24 protein-coding genes are annotated in these 26,724 nt (G+C 59.0%); 10 read left to right on the forward strand and 14 right to left on the reverse strand.

All coding sequences use genetic code 11. From position 1 onward, the window contains the following. Positions 1-171: 171 nt before the first annotated feature. Positions 172-387: a 30S ribosomal protein S21 gene (rpsU, locus tag ABVN21_RS25775; RefSeq protein ID WP_002551877.1), complete on the reverse strand. Its 216-nt coding sequence runs from the start codon at positions 385-387 to the stop codon at positions 172-174. A 199-nt stretch (positions 388-586) separates the two neighbouring features. Here rpsU and tsaD point away from each other — a divergent pair, with 199 nt between their 5' ends. Then, positions 587-1,612 carry a tRNA (adenosine(37)-N6)-threonylcarbamoyltransferase complex transferase subunit TsaD gene (tsaD, locus tag ABVN21_RS25780; RefSeq protein ID WP_339554826.1) on the forward strand — a complete coding sequence of 342 codons (1,026 nt, stop codon included), beginning with the start codon at positions 587-589 and terminating at the stop codon, positions 1,610-1,612. A gap of 23 nt (positions 1,613-1,635) precedes the next feature. On the opposite strand, the gene plsY is transcribed toward tsaD, so the two are convergent. Next, on the reverse strand, positions 1,636-2,205 hold the full coding sequence (gene plsY, locus ABVN21_RS25785) for a glycerol-3-phosphate 1-O-acyltransferase PlsY (protein WP_339554825.1): 570 nt from the start codon (positions 2,203-2,205) through the stop codon (positions 1,636-1,638). Positions 2,206-2,279: 74 nt separating this feature from the next. Here plsY and folB point away from each other — a divergent pair, with 74 nt between their 5' ends. Beyond that, entirely contained in the window at positions 2,280-2,636 is a 357-nt protein-coding gene (folB, locus tag ABVN21_RS25790; protein WP_339554824.1) for a dihydroneopterin aldolase, read from the forward strand. Continuing rightward, complete coding sequence (folK, locus tag ABVN21_RS25795; RefSeq protein ID WP_339554823.1) at positions 2,627-3,145, forward strand: 2-amino-4-hydroxy-6-hydroxymethyldihydropteridine diphosphokinase; 519 nt, start codon at positions 2,627-2,629, stop codon at positions 3,143-3,145. The genes folB and folK overlap by 10 nt, the downstream gene beginning before the upstream one ends. A 90-nt stretch (positions 3,146-3,235) precedes the next feature. On the opposite strand, the gene ABVN21_RS25800 is transcribed toward folK, so the two are convergent. The 11 genes from ABVN21_RS25800 to ABVN21_RS25850 all read right to left on the reverse strand — a co-directional run bounded on the left by ABVN21_RS25800 (position 3,236) and on the right by ABVN21_RS25850 (position 17,362). After that, on the reverse strand, positions 3,236-4,459 hold the full coding sequence (locus tag ABVN21_RS25800; RefSeq protein ID WP_339554822.1) for a multifunctional CCA addition/repair protein: 1,224 nt from the start codon (positions 4,457-4,459) through the stop codon (positions 3,236-3,238). 63 nt (positions 4,460-4,522) lie between these two features. Further along, entirely contained in the window at positions 4,523-6,085 is a 1,563-nt protein-coding gene (locus tag ABVN21_RS25805; RefSeq protein WP_339554821.1) for a SpoVR family protein, read from the reverse strand. Further along, positions 6,082-7,353: a YeaH/YhbH family protein gene (locus tag ABVN21_RS25810; RefSeq protein WP_034147378.1), complete on the reverse strand. Its 1,272-nt coding sequence runs from the start codon at positions 7,351-7,353 to the stop codon at positions 6,082-6,084. Before ABVN21_RS25810 ends, ABVN21_RS25805 begins: the two co-directional genes overlap by 4 nt. 141 nt (positions 7,354-7,494) lie before the next feature. Beyond that, complete coding sequence (locus tag ABVN21_RS25815; protein ID WP_046029985.1) at positions 7,495-9,417, reverse strand: PrkA family serine protein kinase; 1,923 nt, start codon at positions 9,415-9,417, stop codon at positions 7,495-7,497. 297 nt (positions 9,418-9,714) lie between these two features. Further along, positions 9,715-10,044 carry a thiosulfate sulfurtransferase GlpE gene (glpE, locus tag ABVN21_RS25820; RefSeq protein ID WP_008027054.1) on the reverse strand — a complete coding sequence of 110 codons (330 nt, stop codon included), beginning with the start codon at positions 10,042-10,044 and terminating at the stop codon, positions 9,715-9,717. Between the two features lie 33 nt (positions 10,045-10,077). After that, positions 10,078-10,962: a symmetrical bis(5'-nucleosyl)-tetraphosphatase gene (locus ABVN21_RS25825; protein WP_339554820.1), complete on the reverse strand. Its 885-nt coding sequence runs from the start codon at positions 10,960-10,962 to the stop codon at positions 10,078-10,080. Then, positions 10,962-11,342: a Co2+/Mg2+ efflux protein ApaG gene (apaG, locus tag ABVN21_RS25830; RefSeq protein WP_339554819.1), complete on the reverse strand. Its 381-nt coding sequence runs from the start codon at positions 11,340-11,342 to the stop codon at positions 10,962-10,964. The genes ABVN21_RS25825 and apaG overlap by 1 nt, the downstream gene beginning before the upstream one ends. Before the next feature lie 123 nt (positions 11,343-11,465). After that, positions 11,466-12,284 carry a 16S rRNA (adenine(1518)-N(6)/adenine(1519)-N(6))-dimethyltransferase RsmA gene (gene rsmA, locus ABVN21_RS25835; protein ID WP_339554818.1) on the reverse strand — a complete coding sequence of 273 codons (819 nt, stop codon included), beginning with the start codon at positions 12,282-12,284 and terminating at the stop codon, positions 11,466-11,468. Then, a complete protein-coding gene (gene pdxA / locus ABVN21_RS25840) occupies positions 12,281-13,270 on the reverse strand; it encodes a 4-hydroxythreonine-4-phosphate dehydrogenase PdxA (protein ID WP_339554817.1) in 990 nt (329 codons plus the stop codon). The genes rsmA and pdxA overlap by 4 nt, the downstream gene beginning before the upstream one ends. After that, on the reverse strand, positions 13,267-14,589 hold the full coding sequence (gene surA / locus ABVN21_RS25845; RefSeq protein ID WP_339554816.1) for a peptidylprolyl isomerase SurA: 1,323 nt from the start codon (positions 14,587-14,589) through the stop codon (positions 13,267-13,269). The genes pdxA and surA overlap by 4 nt, the downstream gene beginning before the upstream one ends. Then, complete coding sequence (locus ABVN21_RS25850) at positions 14,564-17,362, reverse strand: LPS-assembly protein LptD (RefSeq protein WP_339554815.1); 2,799 nt, start codon at positions 17,360-17,362, stop codon at positions 14,564-14,566. Before ABVN21_RS25850 ends, surA begins: the two co-directional genes overlap by 26 nt. A gap of 130 nt (positions 17,363-17,492) precedes the next feature. Between ABVN21_RS25850 and ABVN21_RS25855 the strand changes: the two genes are divergently transcribed. From ABVN21_RS25855 to ABVN21_RS25865, 3 genes are read left to right on the forward strand one after another with little or no spacing between them, the layout of a single operon-like run. Then, complete coding sequence (locus ABVN21_RS25855; RefSeq protein WP_339554814.1) at positions 17,493-18,512, forward strand: phosphotransferase; 1,020 nt, start codon at positions 17,493-17,495, stop codon at positions 18,510-18,512. Then, the gene (murU, locus tag ABVN21_RS25860) at positions 18,509-19,180 is read left to right on the forward strand and encodes an N-acetylmuramate alpha-1-phosphate uridylyltransferase MurU (RefSeq protein ID WP_339554813.1); all 672 of its coding nucleotides are present in this window, start codon (positions 18,509-18,511) and stop codon (positions 19,178-19,180) included. Before ABVN21_RS25855 ends, murU begins: the two co-directional genes overlap by 4 nt. Position 19,181: 1 nt before the next feature. Then, positions 19,182-19,949: a DnaJ domain-containing protein gene (locus tag ABVN21_RS25865; protein WP_339554812.1), complete on the forward strand. Its 768-nt coding sequence runs from the start codon at positions 19,182-19,184 to the stop codon at positions 19,947-19,949. Between the two features lie 138 nt (positions 19,950-20,087). Here ABVN21_RS25865 and ABVN21_RS25870 read toward each other — a convergent pair whose 3' ends face one another. Beyond that, on the reverse strand, positions 20,088-21,080 hold the full coding sequence (locus ABVN21_RS25870; protein ID WP_339554811.1) for an alpha/beta hydrolase family protein: 993 nt from the start codon (positions 21,078-21,080) through the stop codon (positions 20,088-20,090). 73 nt (positions 21,081-21,153) lie between these two features. On the opposite strand from ABVN21_RS25870, the gene ABVN21_RS25875 reads away from it, so the two are divergent. The 4 genes from ABVN21_RS25875 (at position 21,154) to ABVN21_RS25890 (ending at position 26,716) form a co-directional block, all read left to right on the forward strand. Next, entirely contained in the window at positions 21,154-23,553 is a 2,400-nt protein-coding gene (locus ABVN21_RS25875; RefSeq protein ID WP_339554810.1) for a transporter substrate-binding domain-containing protein, read from the forward strand. Further along, complete coding sequence (locus tag ABVN21_RS25880) at positions 23,554-24,183, forward strand: response regulator transcription factor (RefSeq protein WP_020798801.1); 630 nt, start codon at positions 23,554-23,556, stop codon at positions 24,181-24,183. A 316-nt stretch (positions 24,184-24,499) separates the two neighbouring features. Further along, entirely contained in the window at positions 24,500-25,624 is a 1,125-nt protein-coding gene (locus tag ABVN21_RS25885; RefSeq protein WP_339554809.1) for an ABC transporter ATP-binding protein, read from the forward strand. A gap of 48 nt (positions 25,625-25,672) precedes the next feature. Then, complete coding sequence (locus ABVN21_RS25890; RefSeq protein WP_339554808.1) at positions 25,673-26,716, forward strand: ABC transporter substrate-binding protein; 1,044 nt, start codon at positions 25,673-25,675, stop codon at positions 26,714-26,716. Positions 26,717-26,724: the final 8 nt, after the last annotated feature.

Consider the following 26,724-nt stretch of genomic DNA (forward strand, 5'->3'; position numbering starts at 1 on the left):
CGTCAGAAAAGACGTGCACCGCTGGCAAAAAAGCCAGGTCTGACGTAGTGAAGCAGATTTGTCTCGGTCGCATCTGCGGCTTCGACGGTGAAGCATCAAGCGTTTTACGCAAATGCCATTAGCCCGGCTGAGGGCCGGGCTTGGCAGAAGCTTGCTACGATCGTCTGTGTATTAGTACAGACGAACGGCGCGGCGCTGTTCGCGCTGAACTTTCTTGGCGTGACGCTTAACAGCGGCTGCTGCTTTGCGCTTACGCTCAGAAGTTGGCTTCTCGTAAAATTCGCGGCTACGAACTTCAGCCAGTACACCGGCTTTTTCGCAGGAGCGCTTGAAACGACGCAGAGCTACGTCGAAGGGTTCGTTCTCTTTTACTTTGACGGCTGGCATCCAGAGCTACCTTCATTCATTACCGGGGTCAACATCCTCGCGGCAAAAGAGCACTTGAAGACGTCGGTTTTTAAGGGTTGCGGATGTTAACCCCTCATCGCTCGGAATGCAAAGCCTCTGATCGAAAACCGCTGGTCGGGGCATCACGCGGCGACTATTATGCGCGCCTTCGAATTCAGCCTAAACAAGGCGCAAACCCATGCTAGTACTGGGATTAGAAACCTCTTGCGACGAAACCGGTGTCGCATTATATGACAGTGAGCGCGGCCTGCTGGCCGACGCGCTGTTCAGCCAGATCGACCTGCATCGCGCCTACGGCGGCGTAGTGCCGGAGCTGGCCTCCCGTGACCACGTCAAACGCATGCTGCCCTTGATTCGTCAGGTGTTGGCCGAAGCCGACTGCGTGCCGACCGAGATCGACGCCATCGCTTACACCGCGGGTCCCGGCCTCGTTGGCGCTCTGTTGGTGGGTGCTTCCTGCGCTCAGGCACTGGCTTTTGCCTGGGGCATTCCGGCGCTGGGCGTACACCACATGGAAGGTCACTTACTGGCGCCGATGCTGGAGGCGCAACCACCCGAATTCCCGTTCGTCGCTTTGTTGGTATCGGGCGGCCATACGCAGCTGGTTCAGGTCGACGGAATCGGTCAATACACACTATTGGGCGAGACGCTGGATGACGCCGCGGGCGAAGCGTTCGACAAGACCGCGAAGATGATGGGCCTCAATTATCCCGGTGGGCCGGAAATCGCACGTCTGGCGGAGCAAGGCGTTGCAGGACGTTTCGTCTTCCCGCGTCCGATGTGCGACCGTCCGGGGCTGGATTTCAGCTTCAGTGGCCTGAAAACCTTCGCCTTGAACACCTGGCAGCAGTGCGTGAGCGCCGGGGACGACAGCGAGCAAGCCCGTTGCGACATCTCGCTGGCGTTCCAGCAGGCCGTGGTGGAGACTTTGACCATCAAGTGCAAGCGTGCCCTGAAAGCGGCTGGCATGAAGCGTCTGGTGATCGCTGGGGGCGTCAGTGCGAACAAGGCCCTGCGCACATCTCTGGAAAAAATGCTCGGCGACATGAAGGGCGATGTGTTTTATGCCCGTCCGCAATTCTGCACCGATAACGGCGCAATGATTGCCTTTGCCGGATGCCAGCGCTTGCAGGCGGGTCAGCACGAAAGTCTGGCGATCAGCGTTCAGGCGCGTTGGCCGATGGAGCAGTTGTCGGCACTGTGATGAGTGGCACTCATGTCCGGCCTCTAAAAATGCCGTTCGCGCCCGGCAAACAGGTCGCGTAGATTGCCGCGATGACGCCAGACGATCATGCCGGTGAGTGCGCTCATGGGCAGTAGCGCTGCTGGTTCTTGCCAAGCCAGCAATGGCAGGGTGAGGGGAGTGGCGATCAGTGCGGCCAGGGAGCTTGTGCGGGTCAGGTAGAACGTCAACACCCAGGCGCAGACCGCCAGCAACGCGGCGGGCGGGTAGAGGCCCAGTAACATTCCGGCAGAGGTGGCGACGCCCTTGCCCCCGCGAAAGCGGAAGTACAAGGGAAACAGGTGACCGATGACGGCGCAAACGCCAATCCAGGCCTGATTCTGCAGCGAAAGTCCGGCAATTCCGGCGATCAGTACCGGCAGCAGGCCTTTGCAGAGGTCGCCGAGCAAGGTCAGGATGGCGAGTTTTTTGCCAGCCAGACGAAACATATTGGTGGCACCGGCATTGCCCGAGCCACTCATTCGCGGATCGGGGTTACCGGTCAGGCGGCTGAGCATAATGGCGAAGGACAGAGAGCCGAGCAGGTAGGCGAGGATCGCCAGTAACCAAAACATGCTAACTATTCCGGGCGAGGACGCCCTGATTCTAACGGCGCATTGCGCCCTTGTCGTGTAGCGGAGAAAAGTGCTTGGACAGAGTGTTTATCGAGGGCCTGGAAGTCGACACCGTGATTGGTGCCTACGACTGGGAACGAGGCATCCGACAGTGCTTGCGTCTTGATCTGAGTTTCGCCTGGGACAATCGCCCCGCGGCCGCCGGTGACGACCTGGCCCTGGCGCTCGACTACGCGAGCGTTTCGTCGCGCATCCAGGCCTTTGCCGAGCAAGCGCAATTCCAACTGGTCGAGACTTTTGCCGAGCGTCTGGTCGAAGTGCTGATGAGCGAGTTCAAGATCACTTGGATGCGCCTCAAGCTGACCAAGCCAGGTGCAGTGCCTGCCGCTACCGGTGGTGTGGGTGTGGAGATTGAGCGCGGATGTCGCTGACTCAGGTGTATCTCGGGCTCGGTAGCAATATCGAGCGCGAAGCCCATTTGCGCGCTGGCCTTGATGCCTTGGCGGATTTCCTGGTGGATATCCGTTGCTCGGCGGTTTTTGAAAGCCAGCCGGTGGGAATCAAGAGCGGGCCGTTCTTCAATTTCGTGGTGTCGGCCTATACCGACCTGCCGCTGATGGAACTCGATCGCCGACTGAAGTTCATCGAAGCGGACAACGGTCGTTACGCGCCGGACCGCAAAGGACTGCCGCTGGACATCGACGTGCTGTTGTTCGGTGATCTGGTGGGCAACTTCGATGGCTTGATTCTGCCGCGCGCAGAAATTCTGAAAAATGCCTTTGTGTTGTGGCCGTTGTCGCTGATTGCACCGGATCGGGTGCATCCGGGCGTAGGAAAGAGCTTTGCCACGTTGTGGCGTGAGGCGCAGATTGATCAGGTATTGGCGCCTGTGGCGTTCGAGTGGCGCGGCGAGCAACTGACCCCGTCCGGCTTCCTTTAAAAGCAAAAGATCGCAGCCTGCGGCAGCTCCTACAGAGAAACGCGTATTCCTGTGTAGGAGCTGCCGCAAGCTGCGATCTTTTGATCTTGCTTACACGCTTTCCTTGTAAGCCTTCAGCGCCTTGAGGCGCTCACGCTTGATCGCCTCACCCAACTCCGGTCCCTTGAATCCCTTCTCCAGTAATGGTTGAACCGCAACACTGCGAGCGGCGGTCGCCGCCCCACGCAGATAGTCCGCCTGTGGATAACTTCTCTGCTCCAGCCCTTTGCGACCACGCGCGTCCATCTCGCACGCCGAAATAAATTCCTCGAACCGTTGCGGTCGACGGTAAATATCGAAGCTCTGCAACAACTCCAGCAAGGTCGACGGCTTCAGCTCCAGGGCGCGATGGCCGTGGGTGTGATATTCGCCCACCAGCAGCGCCAGTTCCTGGCAGTCCCTCGGTGCCTTGAAGCGTTCGTTCACCGCTTTGATCAGCTTCAGTCCCTTGAACTCATGAGCAATATGCCGAGGCCAATCTTCCTCAGGTGTCAGTCCTTTACCCAAGTCATGCAGCAGGCAGGCCCAGCGCACGGTCAGCGGTTGTTTGTGTCGAGCGGCTTGCTCCAGCACGCTCAGGGTATGCGCTCCGGTATCGATTTCAGGGTGATGAGCTTCAGGTTGTGGAACACCGAAAAGTGCATTGACTTCAGGCATCAACACCTTAAGAGCCCCGCACGCGCGCAGCACTTCAATGAACACCTGTGGTTGATCTTCCATCAGTGCGCGGGAAATTTCTTTCCAGCTGCGTTCTGCCGTCAGGGCTTCAAGTTCGCCGGATTCACTGAGTTGGCGCATCAACTCCTGAGTCTCCGGAGCGATGGTGAAACCTAGCTCGGCATAACGCGCTGCAAATCTCGCAACACGCAGAACTCTGAGAGGATCTTCGGCGAACGCGGGGGATACGTGTCGAAGTATCCGTGCTTCCAGGTCGCGCTGGCCGTGGTAAGGGTCCGTCAGGATCTGCTGATCATCCTCAGCCATGGCATTGATCGTCAGGTCGCGGCGGATCAGGTCTTCTTCGAGGGTAACTTCGGGGCTGGCGTGGAAGGTGAAACCGCCGTAGCCGCGCCCGCTTTTGCGTTCGGTGCGGGCGAGGGCGTATTCCTCGCCCGTTTTGGGATGTAGAAAAACCGGGAAATCCGCGCCGACCGGGCGAAAACCCTTGGCAAGCATTTCCTCGGTCGTGGCGCCGACCACGACGCGGTCGATGTCGGTGACAGGAATGCCCAGCAGGCGATCGCGTACTGCACCGCCGACTTTATAGATCCGCATAAAAAACCTCCGTTAGCTCGACAGGATAACCTTTGCGTCGAGCTTTCGGAGGCACAAACAGGATCAAAGATGAATGACGGCCAGGTCCAGCCGGCCGTAATCACCTTCGCTGTGCTCGCTTCTGGGCGGCACATGGTGGGTTTTCATTACCTGGTCCCCTTGCAGAGTCTCCAGATGAATGTCGAAGCCCCAGAGTCGGTGCAAATGCTTGAGCACTTCCTCGGTGGATTCACCCAGCGGTTTGCGGTCGTGTTGCTGGTGGCGCAGGGTCAGGGAGCGGTCACCGCGCCGGTCGATGCTGTAGATCTGTATGTTGGGTTCGCGATTGCCCAAGTTGTATTGGGCGGCCAGGGTTTCACGAATGGTGCGATAACCTTCTTCGTCGTGGATCGCCGGTACGAGCAAATCGTCTTTCTGATCGTCATCGAGGATGCTGAACAACTTCAGGTCGCGAATCACCTTGGGTGACAGGTACTGCAGGATGAAACTCTCATCCTTGAAGCTGCTCATGGCGAACTTGATACTCGACAACCAGTCGCTGCCCGCCAGTTCCGGGAACCAGCGACGATCTTCATCGGTAGGTTCTTCGCACATGCGCCGAATATCGCGGTACATGGCAAAGCCCAACGTATAGGGGTTGATGCCACTGTAGTAAGGGCTATCAAAGCCCGGCTGGAATACCACGCTGGTGTGAGAGGTCAGGAACTCCATCATGAAACCGTCGGTGACCAGGCCTTCGTCGTACAGGTCGTTCATCAGGGTGTAGTGCCAGAAAGTCGCCCAGCCCTCGTTCATGACCTGCGTCTGGCGCTGTGGGTAAAAATATTGGGCAATCTTGCGCACGATCCGCACGATTTCCCGTTGCCATGGCTCCAGTAGCGGCGCGTGTTTTTCGATGAAATAGAGGATGTTTTCCTGTGGCTCGGCGGGGAAACGTGCGGTGTCCTTATCGCTGTATTTGTCCGCGCCCTTTGGAATGGTGCGCCAAAGATCATTGATCTGTTTCTGCAAATGCTCTTCCCGATCCTTTTGCCGACGACGTTCTTCTTCGGCGGAAATCGGATAAGGGCGTTTGTAACGGTCGACGCCGTAGTTCATCAGGGCATGGCAGGAATCGAGCAGGTCCTCCACCGCATCGATGCCGTGGCGCTCTTCGCACTGCATGATGTACTGCTTGGCAAACACCAGGTAATCAATGATCGAGCTGGCGTCAGTCCAGGTACGGAACAGGTAATTGCCTTTGAAAAAGCTGTTATGCCCGTAGCAGGCATGCGCCACGACCAGCGCTTGCATGCAGATGGTGTTCTCTTCCATCAAATAGGCGATGCACGGGTCCGAGTTGATCACAATCTCGTAGGCAAGGCCCATCTGCCCGCGGCTGTAGGATTTCTCGGTGCTGAGGAAGTGTTTGCCATAGGACCAATGGTGGTAGCCCAGCGGCATGCCGACAGACGCGTAGGCGTCCATCATCTGCTCGGCGGTGATCACCTCGATCTGGTTAGGGTACGTGTCGAGTGCGTAACGGGCCGCCAGGCGACTGATTTCCTTGTCATACGCCTGGATCAGCTCGAACGTCCATTCGGAGCCGGTGGAAATGGGTTGGCGCTTCTGCTCTTTGGCGGTCATGTCACTAACCTGCGCTGGAAGAGTTCACGGAAGACCGGATAGATATCCCCGGCCGAGACCAGTTGTTGCTGGGCAAAAGTGTCAGAGAAGGCTTCGGCGATGCGCTCGTACTCGAACCACAGGGCCTGATGTTCGCGCGGGGTAATCTCAACGTAAGTGTAATACTGCACGAACGGCATGATCTGGTTGATCAGAATGTCGCGGCAGATCGGCGAGTCGTCGTTCCAGTTGTCGCCGTCGGAAGCCTGGGCGGCGTAGATGTTCCACTCGTTGCTCGGATAGCGCTCGGCCATGATCTCCTGCATCAGTTTCAAGGCGCTGGAGACGATGGTCCCGCCGGTTTCGCGGGAATAGAAAAACTCTTCCTCATCCACTTCGCGGGCACTGGTGTGGTGGCGAATGAACACGACGTCAATTTTGTCGTAGTTACGCTTGAGGAACAGGTACAGCAGGATAAAGAAGCGCTTGGCGATGTCCTTGGTCGCCTGGGTCATGGAGCCGGAAACGTCCATCAGGCAAAACATGACGGCTTTCGAGCTAGGGTTGGGTTGCTTGATCAGCAGGTTGTACTTGAGATCGAATGTGTCCAGAAACGGTACGCGATGAATCCGCGCGCTGAGTTTTTCGATTTCTGCTTCGAGATCCTGAATATCGCCGAAGTTGTCCGGCTCTTCCTGCTTCAATCGCAGGAGTTCTTCCTTGGCTTCGCGAAGTTTTGCCCGGCTGCTGCCGGACAGGGCGATGCGCCGTGCGTGTGCCGACCGCAGCGTGCGGATAATGTTGATCCGCGACGGGTTGCCCTCGTTGCTGATCCCGGCGCGAACGGTCTTGAAGGTATCGGTGCCGGTCAGGTTGCGCTTGACCAGGTTCGGCAGCTCCAGGTCCTCGAACATGAACTCGAGGAATTCCTCCTGGGTGATCTGAAAGACGAATTCGTCCATCCCTTCGCCCGAGTTGCCGGCCTTTCCAGGCCCTCGGCCGCCGCCACCTCCCGGCGGACGGGCAATGTGCTCGCCGCTGGTGAATTCCTTGTTGCCCGGATGCACCACGGTCTGTTTGCCACCGCGCCCGTGGTGAAGCACCGGCTCGTCGATGTCGCGACCGGGGATGCTGATCTGCTCGCCGTGTTCCATATCGGTAATGGAGCGGCGGCTGACCGCCTCTTCGACGGCCTTTTTGATGTGATCACGGTAGCGCCGCAGAAACCGTTGACGGTTCACCGTGCTCTTGTTCTTGCCATTGAGACGTCGGTCGATCACATAGCTCATAGGCCCTCCGGGGAGCTTCGAGTCATAAGCTTCAAGCTGCAAGACAGAAGCTTCAGAAACAAGCGGCGCGCGACATATGGCCACAATTACGCAAACAACGCGTTTTCGCAGGTGTCGTGTCGCAAGCCGCTTGCAGCTCCCTTACTGGGACTTTCTGACCCTCAAGTACCACTCGGACAGTAGCCGTACCTGTTTGTCGGTATAACCGCGTTCGACCATTCGTGTAACGAAGTCGTTGTGCTTCTGCTGATCCTCTTTGCTGGCCTTGGCATTGAAGCTGATGACCGGCAGCAGGTCTTCGGTGTTGGAGAACATTTTCTTCTCGATGACCACCCGCAGTTTTTCGTAGCTGAGCCAGGTTGGGTTCTTGCCATTGTTGTTGGCGCGGGCGCGCAGTACGAAGTTGACGATTTCGTTGCGGAAATCCTTCGGATTGCTGATGCCGGCCGGTTTTTCGATTTTCTCCAGTTCCTCGTTCAATGCCACGCGATTGAGGATTTCGCCGGTTTCCGGATCGCGGTACTCCTGGTCCTGGATCCAGAAGTCGGCGTAAAGCACGTAGCGATCAAAAATGTTCTGGCCGTATTCGCTGTAAGACTCGAGGTAGGCGGTCTGGATTTCCTTGCCGATGAATTCGATATAACGCGGTGCCAGGTATTCCTTGAGGAAGCGCAGATAGCGCTCGCGGGTTTCGGCCTGGAACTGTTCCTGTTCGATCTGTTGTTCCAGTACGTAGAGCAGGTGCACCGGGTTGGCGGCGATTTCGTGCGGGTCGAAGTTGAAGACCTTGGACAGGATCTTGAACGCGAAACGGGTCGACAAGCCGTTCATGCCTTCATCGACACCGGCGTTGTCGCGGTATTCCTGAATCGACTTGGCCTTTGGATCGGTGTCCTTGAGGTTTTCGCCGTCGTACACGCGCATCTTGGAATAGATGTTGGAGTTTTCCGGCTCTTTGAGGCGCGAGAGCACGGTGAACTGGGCCAGCATCTTCAAGGTGTCGGGCGCGCAATGAGCCTTGGCCAGAGAGCTGTTGAACAGAAGCTTGTCGTAGATCTTCACTTCGTCGCTGACCCGCAGGCAATAAGGCACTTTGACGATGTAGATCCGGTCGATGAACGCTTCGTTGTTTTTGTTGTTGCGGAAGGTATGCCATTCCGATTCGTTGGAGTGGGCCAGCAGGATCCCGGTAAACGGAATCGCGCCAAGACCTTCGGTACTGTTGTAGTTGCCTTCCTGGGTGGCGGTCAGCAATGGGTGCAGCACCTTGATCGGTGCCTTGAACATTTCGACGAATTCCATCAGGCCCTGGTTGGCCCGGCACAGTGCGCCAGAGTAGCTGTAGGCATCGGCGTCGTTCTGTGGGTATTCCTCCAGTTTGCGGATATCGACCTTGCCCACCAGCGCCGAGATGTCCTGGTTGTTTTCATCTCCCGGTTCGGTTTTGGCCACGGCGATCTGGTTGAGGATCGACGGGTACAGTTTCACCACGCGGAACTGGCTGATATCGCCACCGAACTCGGCCAGGCGTTTGGTAGCCCATGGCGACATGATGGTGTTGAGGTAGCGTCGCGGAATGCCGAAGTCCTCCTCGAGAATCGCGCCATCTTCGGTGGCGTTGAACAATCCCAGAGGCGATTCGAATACCGGCGAGCCCTTGATCGCGTAGAAGGGCACCTTTTCGATCAGTTGTTTCAGCTTCTCGGCCAGGGACGATTTACCGCCACCGACGGGGCCGAGCAGATAGAGGATTTGTTTCTTCTCTTCCAGGCCCTGAGCGGCATGGCGGAAATACGACACGATCTGGTCGATGCATTCTTCCATCCCATGGAAGTCTTCAAAGGCCGGATAGCGACGGATCACCTTGTTGGAAAAGATTCGCGACAGCCTCGAGTTGGTCGAGGTGTCGAGCAGCTCCGGCTCACCGATGGCAAGGAGCAGACGCTCGGCGGCGGAAACGTAGGCGCTGCGGTCCTTTTTGCACAGCTCAAGATACTCTTGCAGCGAGAGTTCTTCCTGGCGTGTGGACTCGAAGCGTTGTTGGAAGTGGCTAAAGATACTCATGACGTCACCTCGCTCGATACGTGGAGCCGACGCCGGATCACTCAGTCGATGCTGGCAGCAACCGAACAGGCAGTTGCTGTTTACCCCCCAGAAACCTTTCGAAGCTGACGACTCCGAAAGCTACTCCCGATGACCCGCGCGCCGGTGTACCGGCTCTCCCCTGTTTTGGATGGCCTGCGCTTAAGGATAGTTGGGAATTCGGGAGGTAAAGGCGAGATACGTAATTAGTTGTGGCAGACCGTTCGTCTGCCACCGCGCAAGCCCGCGGGAGCCGGGGCCTTGCGCATGACAAAAAAATTATTCGGAGGTGCCTTGCGCCGTTTCCGAAGGATAAGTCGTACGCCACAGCTCGAAACCACCATCCATGCTGTAGACGTCGGAGAAGCCCTGGCTGATCAGGTAGGCGGCAGCACCCTGGCTGGAGTTGCCGTGGTAGCAGACCACCACGGTCGGCGCATCAAGGTCGGCACCCTGGATGAAGGCATGCAGGGAGTGGTTGTCCAGATGCTTCGAGCCGCTGATGTGCAGCGCGGCAAAAGTCGCAGGATCACGGACATCGACCACCACTGCGCCTTGTTCGCGCAGGGCCTGGGCCTGTTCCGGGGGAATACGTTTGAATTCGCTCATGGCGGGCTCCTGTGGCTCGGCTGAAAGCGCAGTCTAGCGCGGGGCGCTGGCTGACGATGGTTCGGAAGTTTGTGGGGCGACTGGCGGCACGGCGGCGTGGCCATGTTCGTCGCATTTGCAGGACAGGCGCTCGCCAGTATCGACATTCATCAAGGTCAGGGCTCCGCCCCAGACGCAACCGGTGTCGAGAGCCGAGATGCCCGGTTCCTGCACCTTGCCTTCCAGCGCGGCCCAGTGACCGAAGATGATTTTCAGATCCTTGGTCTTGCGGTCCTTGTGCTGGAACCAGGGCTTGTAGCCTGGGGGTGCAGAGTCGAGGCCTTCCTTGCTCTTGAGGTCAAGCTTGCCTTCGGCGGTACAGAAGCGCATGCGGGTGAAGTAGTTGGTGATCACCCGCAGGCGCGTCACGCCTTTGAGGTCGCTGTCCCATTTCGCCGGGTCGTTGCCGTACATACCGTCGAGGAAGGGCGGGAGCAGGTTGTCGTCGCGCAGGGCGGCCTCGACTTCGGCGGCGCACTTCAGGGCTTTACGCAGCGACCATTGCGGCGGAATGCCGGCATGTACCAGCGCGACGTTGCGCTGCTCGTCGTAGTGCAGGAGTTTTTGCTGACGCAGCCAGTGCAGCAGATCGGCGCAATCCGGCGCTTCGATGATCTCACGCAGGGTATCGGCTTTCTTCAGGCGTTCGATGTTCTCGCCGGCGGCCAGCAAGTGCAGGTCGTGGTTGCCAAGTACGCAGACCAGCGATTCGCGGATGCTATAGAGGAAGCGCAAGGTTTCCAGCGACTGCGGGCCGCGGTTGACCAGATCACCGACCAGCCACAGACGATCTTTTGCCGGGTCGAAGGAGACCTTCTTGAGCAGGCAGTGCAATGCGTCAAGGCAGCCTTGCAGGTCGCCGACGGCATAGGTTGCCATCAGTGCAAGGCTCCGGGCACCGCCAGACGAAACGGGGCGATGATGGCGTCGAAGTGTTTGCCGTCATCGGCGCGCATCTCGTAAGTGCCTTGCATCGTGCCGACCTTGGACGTCATGACAGTGCCGCTGCTGTAGGTGTGGCTTTCGCCCGGCTCGATCAACGGTTGCTGGCCAACCACGCCCGCACCTCGCACCTCTTCGACATGCCCGTCGCCATCGGTGATCACCCAATGCCGTGACAACAGTTTGGCCGGTATCAGGCCATTGTTTTGCACGGTGATGGTGTACGCGAAGGCAAAGCGGTCTTGTTCAGGTTGCGATTGTTCTGCCAGATAGCGGGTGACGACGCTGACGTCGACCTGATAACGAGGATCGGACATGCAAGAGGCCTTAAAAACGAAGCGGGACGCGGGGCGTAGCTGATGGAGTTCAGTCTAGGCCAAGTATCGGGTAGTAAACCAGACATGGGCGCTGGTGTCCTACCCGATAACGCTTGCGGTCTGTCAGACGTCCGCGGGCTTCTGTAGGGATTGTTCGCTGAGCTTGTCAGCCAGGCGCACGAAGGCTGCCAGATCGAGTTGTTCCGGTCGCAGGCTGCCGTCGACACCGGCGGCTTCGATTTCATCGTTGCTCAGCAGCAGCTTGAGTGTGTTGCGCAGGGTCTTGCGCCGCTGGTTGAAAGCTTCGCGCACCACACGCTCCAGCAAGCGGTGGTCTTTGGCCGGGTGCGGCAGTACGGCGTGAGGCACCAGTCGCACGATGGCCGAGTCGACTTTCGGTGGCGGGTTGAAGGCGCCAGGGCCAACGTTGAACAGATGCTCAACCCGGCAGTGATACTGAACCATGATCGACAACCGACCCCAGTCACCACCGCCAGGCCCTGCTGCCAGACGCTCGACCACTTCCTTTTGCAGCATGAAGTGCATGTCGCGAATCAGGTGCGAGTTGTGCAGGAGGTGGAAAATCAGCGGCGTGGAGATGTTGTACGGCAGGTTGCCGACCACACGCAGGCTGCCAGGTGCGGCGTTCAGGCTGTTGAAGTCGAATTTCAGCGCGTCGCCCTGATGCAGATTGAAGTTGCTCTTGCCGGCGAACTGCTGGTTGAGGATCGGGATCAGGTCTTTATCCAGCTCCACCACATCGAGTTGCGCGCCGCTGTTGAGCAAACCTTGGGTCAGCGCACCCTGGCCCGGCCCGATTTCCAGCAAACGGTCTTCAGCCTTGGCGTGGATGGAGCGCAGGATGCGGTCGATAACGCCGGCGTCGTGCAGGAAGTTCTGGCCAAAGCGTTTGCGCGCCTTGTGTTGGTAATGCTCGGTCATAAACGGGTCTCGGCCATCTGGTAGGCGGTTTCCAGGGCGACTTGCAGGCTGCCGGTGTCGATTTTTCCGCTGCCAGCCAGGTCCAGGGCGGTGCCGTGGTCCACTGATGTGCGAATGATCGGCAAGCCCAGGGTCACGTTGACTGCCGCGCCGAAGCCTTTGTATTTCAGTACAGGCAGGCCCTGGTCGTGGTACATCGCCAGCACCGCGTCGCAGTGCTCCAGATATTTGGGGGTAAACAGAGTGTCGGCGGGCAGGGGGCCGCGCAGGTCCATGCCCTCGCCGCGCAGGCGCTCTAATGTGGGTTCGATGATGTCAATTTCTTCATGGCCCAGGTGTCCGCCTTCACCGGCATGGGGGTTGAGCCCACACACCAGGATTCGTGGCTGGGCGATGCCGAACTTTTGTTGCAGGTCGGCGTGCAGGATTCGTGTGACCCGCTCCAGGCGCTCAGGGGTGATCGCATCGGCAATCTCGCGCAGGGGCAGGTGCGTAGTGACCAGCGCCACGCGCAACCCGCGAGTGGCGAGCATCATCACCACTTGTGCGGTGTGAGTCAGGTCAGCGAGAAATTCCGTGTGCCCGGAAAAGGCGATGCCGGATTCATTGATCACGCCCTTGTGCACCGGGGCGGTGATCATTCCAGCGAAATGCCCATCCAGACAGCCTTGGCCGGCGCGGGTCAGGGTTTCCAGGACGAAAGCGGCATTGGCTTTGTCGAGTTGTCCTGCGACGACCTTGGCGTTGAGCGGTGTATCCCACACATACAGGCTGTTGGCTGGCGCAGGTGCATCGGGCCAGTGGTCCGGGGAGACCGGCAGCAAGTCGACAGCCACACCCAGCTGCGCGGCCCGCTCAAGGAGCAAGTCGCGGCTGGTAATGGCAATCAGGGGGTGTGGCTGGGCTTGCGAGGCGAGCAGCAGGCACAGGTCAGGACCTATGCCGGCCGGTTCACCGGGTGTCAGCGCGAAACGTTGGGGTTTCACTGCGCTGCCTGGTCGGCGCCAGGGAGTTTGATTTCGACATACGCTTCGTCACGAATCTGACGCAGCCAGGTTTGCAGCTCTTCGTCGTATTTGCGGTTACGCAGTACGGTCATCGCTTGTTGCTCGCGAGCCTGGTTGGTGCTGTCGGTGGCGCGACGGCCAAGGACTTCCAGTACGTGCCAGCCGTATTGAGTCTGGAACGGCTTGGACAGCTGACCTTGCGGGGTCTTGGCCATCACTTCGCGGAACTCGGGTACCAGTGCGTTCGGGTCGATCCAGCTCAGATCGCCACCGTTGAGCGCAGAACCCGGGTCTTCCGAGTAGCTTTTCGCCAGTTCGCCGAAGTCTTCACCCGACTCGATGCGGCTGTAGAGCGACTCGGCCAGGGCCTTGGTTTTTGCTTCGTCACGGATCGGACTTGGTTTGACCAGGATGTGGCGGACATGCACTTCGTCACGCACCTGGGCTTCACCGCCACGCTTGTCGGTGATCTTCAGGATGATGAAGCCACCCGGCGTACGCATTGGCTGGGTGATATCGCCAACGGCCATGGTGCTCAGCAGGCGATCGAACGGAGGTGGCAGTTGAGCGGCTTTACGCCAGCCCATGTCGCCGCCTTCCAGTGCGGTTTCACTGGCGGATTTGGCGAGGGCCAGTTGACCGAAGTCGGCGCCTTGCTTGAGTTGCTGGTACACCGCGTCAGCCTGTCTGGCTGCATTCTGAATGGCGTCGGAGTTGGCGCTTTCCGGCGTGGCAATCATGATGTTCGACAGGCGGAATTCTTGGGACAGTTGCATTTTGCCCATGTCCGAAGCGAGGAAGTTCTTAACTTCCTGCTCGGAAACTTGGATGCGCTCTGCCACCCGGCGCTGGCGCACACGGCTGATGACCATTTCGCGGCGGATCTGGTCACGAGCGTCGTCGTAAGACAGGCCGTCATGAGTCAGGGCGGCGCGGAACTGCTCGACCGACATGTTATTGCGCTGGGCAATGGTGCCGACGGCCTGGTTCAGTTCTTCATCGGTGATGCGGATACCGGAACGTTCGCCGATCTGCAGTTGCAGGTTCTCGACAATCAGGCGTTCCAGCACTTGTTGCTCAAGCACGCTGGCCGGTGGCACGGCAGAGCCGCGCTTGGCGATGGTTTGCTGAACTTCATGGACGCGCTGGTCCAGTTGGCTCTGCATGACTACGTCGTTGTCGACGATAGCCACCACTTTATCGATGGACTGTACCGCGGCGTTGGCCGCGGTACCCAGGAACAGCGCGCCCAGCAGCAGCGGGCGCAGACAATCAGAAAGCTTGGTCTTCACGTTCACGATAACCTTGGATGCCTTTGTCGAGGAAGCTCTCTACCTTGGCGCCGGTGAGGCCGCCGAGTCCCTTCAGAACAATTTGGAGGAAGACGCCGTGGTCGCCTTTTTCGTTTTCCGGGGCGTTCTGACTGAATTCGTCATAGCTGACCCAGTAACGGTTGATCAGGCGCAGTTTCCAGCAGCAGTTGTCGTACTCGAAACCACCGAAGGCTTCCAGGGTACGGTTGCGGTTGTAGTCGTACTGCCAGCGGCTGATGGCGTTCCATTGCGGCACGATCGGCCAGATCACCGAGAAGTCGTGCTGTTCGATTTTGTAGTAGTCCTTCACATAGCCAGGCTGACCCGGGGTGCCATAGTCACCGCCGCCCACTTGCCATTTACCCGTGTTCTGGTCGTAACGAATCTGGTCGTTACGATAGCGATAGCCGGCGTTGATGACCTTGTTCGGGTTGTCTTCAGGCTGGTAGTGGAACATCGCGCTACCCGAGCGAGGGCTGCGGCTGTCCGGATCCCAGTTGTAATCGGCGGTGGTGCGCCAATCACGGTTCCAGCGATATTCGTACTCCAGCGCATAAGGCGAAACGTCGGAGTGCGCATCATCACGGGTTTTTGCATCGATACCCGGCAACTGGACTTCGCGGTCCTTGAAGTACAAGGCCTGGCCGACGCTGATGCGTTGACGTTCAAAGCCATCGTCTTCGATCCAGCGGTTGGTCACGCCCAGCGAGAGCTTGTTCTCGTCACCGACGCGGTCGGAACCAGAGAAACGGTTGTCACGGAACAGCGACGCATAGTTGAAGGTGTACTCGCCGGTATCGAAGACTGGAATGTCTTCCTGGTCCTTCTCCGGGACATAGAGGTAGTACAGGCGCGGCTCAAGGGTCTGGCGATAGTTTTTGCCAAACCATTGAGTGTTGCGATCGAAGTACAGGCCGCTGTCGATGCTGGCGATCGGTACGCCACGGTTCTGGTCACGGCTATAGGTACCGTTGAGTCGGTCGCCCTCAGGACCCTGGGCTGCGATTTGATCTTTACCGAGACTGTCCAGATCCAACTGGTACTGCGTGTACTGGTACTTGAGCGTTGGTTTTACGAAACCGTACGTCCAGTCCAGCGGCAGGCTGACGGCTGGCGCAAGGTTGAGGCGATCGCCGGTGGCACGAGCCAGGCCTTGAACGTTAGTGTCCAGGCGTGGTTCCACTTCGCCGTCTTCATTGGTGAAGCTGCCTTTTTGCAGATCCCGGTCAAACCGTACGAGCTCGGTGTTGTACGCGAAATCCAGGCCACCCGGATGATAAGGCAGTGCACCATCGAAGGTAATCTGCGGCAAACGGTCATATGGCGTGATGTTCGACACGGTCGCCAGTTGGTAGGCCTGGGCGTTCACACGGGCGGTATAGTTGTCGCCACGGTAGGTGACGGCGCCCTGCTGGTTCACATAGTCAGTGCTTTTTACGCCAATCTGGTCTGTCTGCAGATCCTGGAAGTAGTAAGGATCGCTGATCTTGGTGTAATCGACTTGCGTCAGTACGCGCGAATCGAGACCGCCCTTGTGCTGCCAGTTGTACATGTATCGGGTTTTTTCGTAATCAGTCTGCTCTTTGCGATCGTCGTTCTCGTCGTTGAGGTACGCGGCACCGAACTGACCTTCGCTGGATTTGGTCAGGTAGCGGAACTCACCTTCCATCAACAAACCGCGATCGCTCATGTAGCGCGGGTACAACGTGGCATCGTAGTTCGGCGCCAGGTTGAAGTAGTACGGGGTGACCAGCAGGAAGCCGGTATCGCTGCCGGTGCCGATGGTCGGCGGCAGGAAACCGGACTGGCGACGGTCGTCGATCGGGAAATAGATGTACGGCGTGTACAGGACTGGAATGTCCTTGACCCGCAGTGTCACGTTGGTTGCGGTACCGAAGCCGGTCGCCGGGTTCAAGGTGATGTTGTTGCCCTTGAGTTGCCAGGCGTTGCTGTTCGGTTCGCACGTGGTGTACGTACCGTCCTTGAGGCGGATGATCGCGTTTTCGGCGCGTTTGGCGTACAGCGCGTTACCGCGGATACGGGATTTGTGCATCACGTATTCGGCGTTATCGACCTTGGCTTCGCCGGTGTCGAGTTGCACGTCGGCGTGGTCGCCCACAATCAGCGCACCATTGTCGCGAATACGGACGTTGCCGCTCAGTTCGCCACGGCTCTCGGCCTGGTACAAGCTGGCTTCGTCGGCTTCGACCTGCATGCTGCCCTGGCGCATGACGACGTCACCCGCCAAAGTCGCGACTTGCTCATCCTGCTTATAGCGGGAGGCTTTTGCGCCGATAAAGGTAGGTGCATCACTTTTATTCGTCTTGTCATTCATGCCAGGACGAATCGGTTCGATATAGGAGCCAGAGCAATAAGGACCGGTTTCTGCCAACTGGGCTGCGGTAAGCTGTTCGCGCGGAACCCAGTCGAGGTGACTGTAGTCTTCGCTACGAGACTTCATGCCGCGGCCTTTGGCTTCGGTGACCAGTGCAGGCTTGGCGCCAGTGTCTTCGCTGGAGCCAGCCTCGGATGAGGTCTCGCCGGTTGCGCTGACTGCGCTGCCCTCATGGACAGGGCGCGGTGGCAGTGCCGCCGCTGGCGATTTTGGGGCACAGTCCCAGGCACCCGAAGCAGAGACTGAGCAGTCATACTGTTCCGCGGCGACCACGTAGGAAGTGGCTAGAGGTTGCAAGGCCAGCAAACTGCCGGTTACCAACAACGGAAATTTTTTACGAAACGCGGGGGATTTCAATGCCATCTTATTAGTCCGGGCTTCCTGCGTGCCATCTGCCCGCGGTGTGGGCCGCACGCCTCTCGATGGTCTGAAAAAGATGCTGGATAATAAAGCATGACCCGCTTGACGGCTAGCGCCGTCGGAGACCCTTGCAATGCCTGACCAAGATGTACGTTTGCAACACCTGAAAGTTTGGCTCGATGAGCAATTGGCGATCCTTTTTGCAGAACAGGGTTGGGGTGCCATACCCCCGGCCACGTTGACCGCGGCCAGTAGCGACGCGAGTTTTCGGCGTTATTTCCGTTGGGAAGGCGCGGGCAGAAGTTTCATCGTAATGGATGCGCCACCGCCTCAGGAAAACTGTAAACCCTTCGTGGATATCGCTTTTTTGCTGGCGAAATCGGGAATAAATGTTCCGAAAATTTATGCCGAAGACCTTGAGCGCGGGTTTCTTTTGCTCAACGACCTGGGCAACAAGACCTATCTGGACGTAATCGACAGCGAAAATGCCGACGATTTGTTCAGTGATGCGCTGCAAGCACTGTTGGCTTTTCAGCAGTTGCCGATGGTTGCGCCACTGCCAAGTTATGACGTGGCGTTGTTGCGCCGCGAACTGGAACTGTTCCCCGAGTGGTACGTGAAGCGTGAACTGGGTATCGAGTTCGATGCGGCGCAGCAAGTGCTCTGGCAGCAAGTCAGCGATTTGCTGATCGACAGCGCCCTGGCGCAGCCGAAGGTCCTGGTGCACCGCGACTACATGCCGCGCAACCTGATGCTCAGCGAGCCGAACCCCGGCGTGCTGGATTTCCAGGACGCGGTCTACGGCCCGGTGACCTACGACGTCACTTGCCTGTTCAAGGATGCTTTCCTCAGCTGGCCCGAAGAGCGTGTGCGCGGTTGGCTGGAAAGCTACTGGCAACAGGCTTCGGCGCTGAATATTGCGGTGCAGCCAGACTTCGAAGATTTCCTGCGCGCCAGCGACTTGATGGGTGTGCAGCGTCACCTGAAGGTGATCGGTATATTCGCGCGCATCTGCCATCGCGACGGAAAACCGCGTTACCTGGGCGATGTGCCGCGTTTCTTTGCTTATATAGATGCAGTCATCGCCCGTCGTCCTGAACTGGCCGAGCTGGATGTGTTGCTGGCCAGTCTGCGCGCTGGAGTAAAGGCATGAAGGCGATGATTCTGGCGGCGGGCAAGGGTGAGCGCATGCGCCCGCTGACCCTGACCACGCCCAAACCGCTGGTTCGCGCCGGCGGGGTGCCGCTGATCGAGTATCTCCTGCGTGCGCTGGCCGCTGCCGGTTTTACCGAGATCGTGATCAACCATGCCTGGCTCGGTCAGCAAATCGAAGATTATCTGGGCGATGGCTCGCGCTATGGCGTCAGCATCCAGTACTCGCCGGAAGGGGAGCCGCTGGAAACCGGCGGCGGGATTTTCCGCGCGTTGCCATTGCTGGGTGATGAGGCCTTCGTGGTGGTCAATGGTGATATCTGGACCGATTACGACTTCTGCGTGCTGCATCAACCGCTAGTGGGCCTGGCTCACCTGGTGTTGGCGGACAACCCGGCCCATCACCCTGCCGGAGATTTCCAGCTGATCGACGGACTCGTTCGCGACGGCCAATCGGGAACAGCTACGCTCACCTACAGTGGCATCGCGGTGCTGCATCCGCAACTGTTCGAAGGTTGCTCGGCCGGGGCATTCAAGCTGGCGCCGTTGCTGCGGGCCGCGATGGCGAATGGGCAGGTATCCGGCGAGCGAATGAACGGGCTGTGGGTCGATGTCGGCACGCACGAGCGCTTGGCTGAAGCTGAAACTCTGATTGAAGCGAGACGCTGAAATGCTGTGGCCAGGGACTCTTGTTGGAGCCGGAGCGGGTTTTGCCATTGCCAGCATTCCGGGGGCCATGTTGGGTGCGTTGCTGGGGCAGGCGCTGGATCGGCGCATGCATCTGCAGAGTTGGGCGCACCTGCTGGAAAAGCTCGGTGGTCGCCCGGCGCTGCGCAACGATGAATTGCTGTTTGTGTTGCTCGGAAGGTTGGCCAAGTGCGACGGTCGGGTGATGGAAGGTCATATCCAGCAGGCACGCCAGGAAATGCGCGCGCTGGATATGAGCGAGTCAGCCCAGCGCCGGGCGATCGCCGCCTTCAACCGCGGCAAATCGGGCAATGACCGGCTGCGAGGATATTTGCGGCGCCTGAGTGCTCAACCCCATGCGGCCGAAGGCGTTCTACGCGCCTGCTGGCGGATGATCTGGGCAGACGGTCGGGCTGGCAATCGTGAGCGCGAGCTGATCATTCAGTGGGGCAAGTGGCTGGGTTGGTCGACGCATCAAGTGCGGGCATTGGCGACCGACTATGAGCCGCAGAAACGGTCCCTGGCCAACAAAGGCGCAACCTATCAAGACGCCATGCGGCTTTTGGGCGTGTCGGCCACCACGGAGCCGGTACAGATCAAACGCGCCTATCGCCGCCTGCTCAGTCGCCATCACCCGGACAAGATTGCCGGCAGTGGTGCGACGGATTCGCAAGTTCGCGAGGCCACCGAAAAGACGCGCGAACTGCACAGTGCGTATAAGTTGATTCGACAGCGGCGGGATTTTCGCTAGCCGGGAAGTGTTGTATTGCCAGTGATTAAGCTATCGCCGGCAAGCCAGCTCCTACAGGTTTTGTGTCGTGCTCGCCGCTTGCGGCAATCAAGGAACCTGTAGGAGCTGGCTTGCCAGCGATGGGCGCAACGGGTTCTGTCAGTCAGACGCATTCTGCGGATTCAACCAACCCCGCACCCGCCGAACCAACTGCTCCTGCTGGGCCTTGGAATTGCCCGGCAATGCCTTGAGTGAAACCTGGCTGAACGCCGACGCCTTCAAGCGTTTGCTGGCCTGTAGCCGGGCCAGCGCCGCGTTGCGATCCAGCGGTTTGTCCATGTAGAAAATGTCTGCAACAGGCAGCTTCAGCGTTGGCGTCAGTTCATCCAGTTCGGGCTTCGCTTGAACCGGTGTCTGCGCCGCGACCATGACAAATCGTTCGACCTGCGATGTCTGTTTTTCACTCAAATAACGCGCGGCCCAGTAAGCGCCAGTGCCATGCCCCAACACCACAATGCTGCGAGCACTTTGCTGTTCGGCGAATGCAATGGCCGCGTCGATGCGGGCGAAAATGCGCTCGGCATCAGCCTTGGACTGTTCTTCGCTGGTTTCGGCGACGGCCTTGTCGGCCACATCCGCTTCCCCGCCGGCTGCCTGCTCGATGGGCGCGGCGGTGGTCGAGTCCTTGGTGCTGACGTCCGGTGTTTTCGGCGCCGGTGGCGCTTCGACGACGCGGGGCGCAATGGCATCGCTTTGCAAGTCCGGCAAGGTGATACTCAAACTGCTCCATTCGGCGTCAGGCAAATTGCGCCGCAGCGGGCCGATTGCTTGAGGCCAGTCAACGGTTTCGCCAGCGCCGGGGATGATAATCACCGCACCTTTGGGTTCGGCGGTATTGGCCGGTTTCCACAAGGCCAGGAAGGTGTCGCTGCCTGCTTGCAGCTGTTGCTGTTCATTGGCCGGGATTTTTCGTTCGAGTGCTGTCGCTTCTTCCTGACTACGCTCAGGCAGCGGCTGGCGTTCGAGTGGTTTCTCTTCGGCAGTTTTTTCCGCGGCGGCAGGCGCCGGGGCGGCGGCCTCGACGGAAAAAGCGCATGGCAGGATCAGCGACAGGCACAATGCTGGCAGCGCCAGGCGGTAGACAAGGGGCATCGGTTATTCCAGGCCAGAAGTTATTCCGGCAGCCTAATGGGTTGGTCAGTATTTGTCAGTGTGTGAGAGTTCGATGATGCGTTTTCGCTGCCTGTGGGTTATCGGCTGTTTGTGGTTTCCCTTGATGGGCTGGGCGGCGGCCGTGCCCCCAGCGCACGTCGCAACGTTGTCGCCCAAGCAACAGCAATGGCTGGCGCAGCAGGGCGAATTACGCGTCGGGCTGGTGTTGCAAGCGCCTTATGCGCAATACGATCGGCGCTTGCAGCGTCTCTCCGGGGTCAACGTCGAGCTGATGAAATGGTTGGCCAAGGCGCTCAAGGTCGAGCTGAGCTGGCGTAACTTTCCTGACCTTGAACAACTGGAAGCCGCTGCGCGTGCAGGTGAAATCGACATTGCGCCGGGCATGACCCAAACCCCCGGTGGCCTTCGTCTCTGGCAGTTTTCCGATCCGTACATGCGCGTGCCGCAACTGGTGGTCAGCGACCAGAAAAGTACCGGTGCGGTTGAACTGGAAAAACTCGACAGCCAAACCCGCGTCGCCGTGCGCATGCCCAGCGCCACCGCCGATTACCTGCGCGGCAATTATCCGCACTTGAACCTTCAGGGCGTGCCTGTTGAGCGTCAAGCACTGCAACTGCTGTTGAGCCAGCAAGCCGGTTATGCCGTGGTCGATGAAGCGCAATTGGGGCGTCTGTCGGTCGAACCTGAGTTTGCCGGGCTGGTGGTGGTTGGCGATATCGGCTTGCCGCAATTGCTGCGGGTGGCCACTCGGCGTGACCGGCCGGAGCTGGCCGGTATTGTCGAAAGTGCATTGCGGGCGATCCCGGCCAAGGACCTGGAGCAACTGCACAGTCAATGGCTGCAACCCAAGTACCCACGACTCAGTGAGTCGCCGGGCTTCTGGCAAAACCTTTGCCTGCTGTTGTTGGTGCTGGCGCTGAGCAGCATGGCCATCGTGTTCTGGCAACGCCGCCAGCAGCACAGCCTGGAGCAGCGATTGGCGGCGGCACAGGAAGACATTGCCTTGCGTGCCGCCAGCGAAGAAGCGTTGCGACTGACGCAATTTTCCATCGATCAGAGCACCGTCGGCATTCTTTGGGTCAACTGGGACAGCCATGTGCGCTACGCCAACCGCGCTGCCGAAACCATGCTGGGCTATGGGCCAGGCGGGATCATCGATCGGCCATTGATCGACTTCGAACCGGGCCTGCACATGGATCGTTGGCTGAATCTGTGGAAAAGCGCCAGGGCCAGCGACGACACGCCGCAAAGTTTCGAAACCAACTGCGTGCGATTCGATGGCAGCATTCTCCCAGCAGATGTTTCGTTGAGCTTCCTGCGTTTTCGCGACGGCGAGTACCTGGTGGTTTACCTCACCGATGTCACCGACCGCCGCCGCGCCTTGGCCGCGTTGCAGGAAAGTGAAGCGCGGTTGCAGGGAATCGCGGCGAACGTGCCCGGCCTGGTTTTTCGGCTGGAGCGCGCGCCGGTGACAGGTCAGATCGACTTTGCCTACATCAGTGAGGGCAGCGAGAGCCTGGTCGGCTATGCGCCGGCAGTCCTGGCCCATCGCGACAAAGGCCTGCGCAGCCTGGTGCATCCTGACGACAAAGCCAGCTATCACCAGACCCAGGACCATGCGTTGGACACTGACAGCGACTGGTCCTGGCAAGGGCGAATCCTGACGCGCCAGGGCGAACAGCGCTGGGCGGAAATCAAGGCGATTACCCGGCGGCTGGAGGACGGTGCCTATGTCTGGGACGGCATTGTCTGGGACATCAGCGAGAGCAAACGCATCGAATTGGAGCTGGCCAGTTCCCGGGAGCAACTGCGTGAACTGTCCGCACACCTGGAAAGCGTGCGCGAAGAGGAAAAGGCCCGCATCGCCCGGGAAGTCCACGACGAGCTGGGTCAGATGCTGACCGTTCTCAAGTTGGAAACTTCCATGTGCGAATTGGCCTACGCGCAACTTGACCCTGGTCTGAACGAGCGATTGCACAGCATGAAGCGCTTGATCGCGCAGTTGTTCCAATTGGTGCGCGATGTGGCGACGGCATTGCGCCCGCCGATTCTGGATGCCGGGATCTCCTCGGCCATTGAATGGCAGGCCCGTCGGTTCGAGGCGCGCACGCAGATTCCTTGCCTGGTGCAGGTGCCGGACAATTTACCGGTGCTCAGCGATGCCAAGGCGATCGGCCTGTTTCGCATCCTTCAGGAAGCACTGACCAATGTCATGCGCCATGCCCAGGCGCATACTGTCGAACTGACACTGGCGCTGGAAGACAACGAGTTGTGTCTGACCATCAGCGATGATGGCGTAGGATTTGTCCCTGTTGCTGGCAGGACAACCTCCTTTGGGGTGGTCGGAATGCGCGAGCGTGTGTTGATCATGGGCGGGCAGTTGTCGCTTGAAAGTGAGCCGGGGGAGGGCACGACCCTGATTGTGCGCGTGCCGTTGGATGAGGAGAAGTAAGTGATCCGTGTACTGGTAGCCGAAGACCACACCATCGTCCGCGAAGGCATCAAGCAATTGATCGGCCTGGCCAAGGACTTGCTGGTGGTAGGGGAGGCGAGCAATGGCGAACAGTTGCTCGAAACCTTGCGCCACGTGCCCTGCGAAGTGGTGCTGCTGGACATCTCCATGCCCGGCGTTAACGGCCTGGAGGCGATTCCACGGATTCGTGCGCTGAACAATCCACCGGTGATTCTTGTGTTGTCGATGCACGACGAGGCGCAAATGGCGGCGCGAGCGCTGAAGGTCGGTGCTGCGGGCTACGCGACCAAGGACAGCGATCCGGCACTGTTGCTGACCGCCATCCGCCGGGTGGCAGCGGGCGGGCGCTATATCGATCCGGACCTTGCCGACCGCATGGTCTTCGAAGTCGGCCTGACCGATTCGCGGCCGTTGCACTCGTTGCTTTCGGAACGTGAGTTTTCGGTGTTCGAACGCCTGGCCCAAGGCGCAAACGTCAACGACATCGCCCAGCAATTGGCATTGAGCAGCAAGACCATTAGCACCCACAAGGCGCGGTTGATGCAGAAACTCAACATCACTTCGTTGGCTGAGTTGGTGAAATACGCGATGGAACACAAACTCCTCTGAGTACACTGAATCTCCCGTAGGAGCAGCTTGCTGGCGATGGCGTCATTGAGATCGCCATCGCCAGCAAGCTGGCTCCTTCAGGTTTCGTGGTGGCATATCCATTTGCGACACCTCAAGACATTGCTTTTGCCTGTGCTTGCGGCTTGTAGCTGCAAGCTTGCCACTGCCGTTATCCAATCCCGCCATCCTTGTAGGGCAATCCCTACCCCCAAACTTCCATCCTGCTGAGGCGATTCTCTCTTGCCCCCCGATTTGCGCGGTCGGCAGCGTCCACTAGGCTTAGTCCACAGCAGTCATCAATAACAAAGGTGTGGGTATGAGCCAGGTCGATTCAAGTGCAGGGGCCAATGATGTTCTGGTCAGCTTTCGTGGAGTGCAAAAGAGCTACGACGGCGAGAACCTGATTGTCAAAGACCTCAACCTGGACATTCGCAAAGGCGAATTCCTCACCTTGCTCGGGCCGTCCGGCTCGGGCAAAACCACCAGCCTGATGATGCTCGCCGGTTTCGAAACACCGACTGCGGGGGAAATCCTGCTGGCCGGGCGGGCCATCAATAACGTGCCGCCGCACAAGCGCGACATCGGCATGGTGTTCCAGAACTATGCGCTGTTCCCGCACATGACTGTCGCCGAAAACCTGGCGTTCCCGCTGACCGTACGCGGGCTTAACAAAAGCGACGTCAGCGCCAAGGTCAAAAAAGTCCTCAGCATGGTGCAGCTCGATACGTTCGCCCAGCGTTACCCGGCGCAACTCTCCGGCGGCCAGCAGCAGCGCGTTGCACTGGCCCGGGCGCTGGTGTTCGAGCCGCAACTGGTATTGATGGACGAACCTCTCGGTGCTCTCGACAAACAGCTGCGTGAACACATGCAGATGGAAATCAAACACCTGCACCAGCGTTTGGGCGTGACCGTGGTTTACGTGACCCATGACCAGGGTGAAGCGCTGACCATGTCCGACCGCGTAGCGGTGTTCCATCAAGGCGAAATCCAGCAGATCGCGCCACCGCGCACGCTCTACGAAGAGCCGAAAAACACCTTCGTCGCCAACTTCATCGGCGAGAACAACCGTCTCAATGGCCGTCTGCACAGCCAGACCGGCGACCGCTGCGTCGTCGAATTGGGCCGTGGTGAAAAAGTTGAAGCGCTGGCGGTGAATGTCGGCAAGACCGGCGAGCCCGTCACCCTGTCGATTCGTCCGGAACGCGTGAGCCTCAATGGTTCCAGCGAGTCCTGCGTCAACCGCTTCTCGGGAAGGGTGGCGGAATTCATCTATCTGGGCGACCACGTCCGGGTTCGCCTGGAAGTCTGTGGCAAGACCGACTTCTTCGTGAAACAACCGATTGCCGAGCTCGATCCCGGGCTGGCGGTGGGTGATGTGGTACCGCTTGGCTGGCAGGTCGAACACGTTCGCGCGCTCGATCCACTTCTAGAGGCGAACTGATCGCCCCGGCTTCAACAACACCAACCCTGCACGTGGAGAGAACAATAAATGTTGAGATCCCTGAAATTCACCGCTCTGGCACTGGGCATGATGGGGGCAGCCAGCGCAATGGCGGCTGGCCCGGACCTGACCGTGGTGTCCTTTGGCGGGGCGAACAAGGCTGCGCAAGTCAAAGCCTTCTACGCACCGTGGGAAGCGGCAGGCAACGGCAAAATCGTGGCAGGCGAGTACAACGGTGAAATGGCCAAGGTCAAGGCTATGGTCGACACCAAGAGCGTGTCCTGGGACCTGGTGGAAGTTGAATCGCCAGAACTGTCCCGTGGTTGCGACGAGGACATGTTCGAGCCACTCGACCCGGCGCTGTTCGGCAAAAACGAAGATTATGTCAAAGGCGCTATCCAGCCATGTGGCGTGGGTTTCTTCGTGTGGTCGACCGTGTTGGCCTACAACGCCGACAAGCTGAAAACCGCACCGACCAGTTGGGTGGATTTCTGGGACACCAAGCAATTCCCGGGCAAGCGTGGCCTGCGTAAAGGCGCGAAGTACACCCTCGAATTCGCTCTGATGGCCGACGGCGTTGCGCCGAAAGACGTCTACAAAGTGCTGGCCAGCAAGGATGGTCAGGACCGCGCGTTCAAGAAACTCGACGAACTCAAGCCAAGCATCCAGTGGTGGGAAGCCGGCGCGCAACCGCCGCAATACCTCGCTTCCGGCGACGTGGTCATGAGCTCGGCCTACAACGGCCGTATCGCTGCCGTGCAAAAAGAAAGCAACCTGAAAGTGGTCTGGAACGGCGGCATCTACGACTTCGACGCGTGGGCGATTCCGAAAGGCCTGGACAAGGCGCGGGCAGACGCGGCGAAAAAATTCATCGCCTTCTCGGTACAGCCACAACAGCAGAAGACCTACTCGGAAAACATCGCCTACGGCCCGGCCAACACTCAAGCCGTCCCGTTGCTGTCCAAGGATGTCCTGAAAGACATGCCGACCACCCCGGAAAACATCGCCAACCAGGTGCAGATCGATGTCAGCTTCTGGGCTGACAACGGCGAGCAACTGGAACAGCGCTTCAATTCCTGGGCTGCGAAGTAATAGAGGGC

This window comes from Pseudomonas sp. MYb327 (genome assembly GCF_040438925.1).
Classification (GTDB): Bacteria; Pseudomonadota; Gammaproteobacteria; order Pseudomonadales; family Pseudomonadaceae; genus Aquipseudomonas.